At 58.5% G+C, this 1,372-nt stretch carries 2 protein-coding genes; one reads left to right on the forward strand and one right to left on the reverse strand.

Features of this window, described 5'->3' with window-relative positions:
- On the reverse strand, positions 1 to 236 hold a 236-nt coding region (gene tnpA, locus UN63_RS16850; RefSeq protein ID WP_146084771.1), incomplete at its 3' end, for an IS200/IS605 family transposase.
- 21 nt (positions 237 to 257) lie between these two features.
- Here tnpA and UN63_RS16855 point away from each other — a divergent pair.
- Positions 258 to 1,372 (forward strand): RNA-guided endonuclease InsQ/TnpB family protein (locus UN63_RS16855; protein ID WP_104488642.1); only part of this gene is annotated, 1,115 nt, incomplete at its 3' end.

A 1,372-nucleotide genomic window follows, 5' to 3' on the forward strand; every position in this document is an offset into this window, starting at 1 on the left:
GCCGATACCGCCACTTTTGGCGGGTAATTCACCAGCAGGTGAACATGGTCAATATCCCCATCCATCTCTTTCAGTTCAGCCTCAAAGTCAGCGCAGATCTTGGTGAACAGTGCTCTGAGGCGGTCGATGGCGGCCTTATCGAATACTCTCCTGCGATATTTGGCCACAAAGACCAAATGAACGTGCATGGAGAAAACGCAGTGTCTGCCCGTTCTGATGTCGTTGAGCTTTTTCATGGACCAAACTATATTGTGACCATGCAACGACTTCAAGCCTTCAAATACGCACTTCGGCCAGATGGCCAGCAACAGCGGCAAATGCGCCGTTTCGCTGGCTCATGCCGCTTCGTGTTCAACAAGGCACTGGCGTTGCAGCAGGAGCGCCGCGAGCAGGGCGAGAAGAAGCTCGGCTATGCGGAACTGTGCAAGCAACTGACCCAATGGAAGCGGGACGGTTCAACCGCCTGGCTGGCCGATACACCCTCTCAGGCATTGCAGCAAACGCTTAAAGATCTGGAGCGGGCATACACCAACTTCTTCGCCAAACGAGCCGATTTCCCATGCTTCAAAAAGAAGGGGCGCGGCGATAGCTTCCGCTATCCACAAGGTTACAAACTCGACCAGGGCAATCGTCGCCTCTTCCTGCCCAAGTTGGGCTGGGTGCGCTACCGCAACAGCCGGGACGTGCTCGGGGTGATCAAGAACGTCACCGTGAGCCAGTCAAACGGCAAGTGGTATGCCGCTATCCAGACCGAGCGGGAGGTCGCCGTGCCGATCCACCATGGCGGCGCTATCGGGATTGATATGGGTATTGCCCGCTTCGCCACCTTGTCAGATGGCGACTTCTACGCCCCACTCAACAGCTTCAAGCGGCACGAAACCGCCTTGCGCAAAGCGCAGCAGGCGATGAGCCGAAAAACCAAATTCGGCCGCAACTGGAAGAAGGCGAAAGCCCGCGTCCAGCGCATCCATGCCCGTGTCGGCCACGCCCGCCGCGACTACCTGCACCAAACCACGACCGCCATCAGCAAAAACCACGCGATGGTGTGTATCGAGGACTTGCAGGTACGGAACATGTCCAGGTCAGCGGCAGGGACGGCAGCGGCGCCGGGGCGCAACGTGCGGGCCAAGTCGGGTCTGAACAAGGCCATTCTCGACCAGGGCTGGTTCGAATTCCGCCGCCAGCTCGACTACAAGCTGGCCTGGCAAGGCGGGCACCTGATAGCCGTGCCGCCGAAGAACACCAGCCGAACCTGCCCCTGCTGTGGGCATATCTCGGCGGATAACCGTCAGAGCCAGGCGCTGTTTGTCTGTGTGGCCTGTGGATTTGAGGAAAACGCCGATGTGGTCGGCGCGATCAATGTATTAAGGGC

It is taken from the genome of Oceanisphaera arctica, assembly GCF_002936955.1.
GTDB classification, from domain to species: Bacteria; Pseudomonadota; Gammaproteobacteria; order Enterobacterales; family Aeromonadaceae; genus Oceanimonas; species Oceanimonas arctica.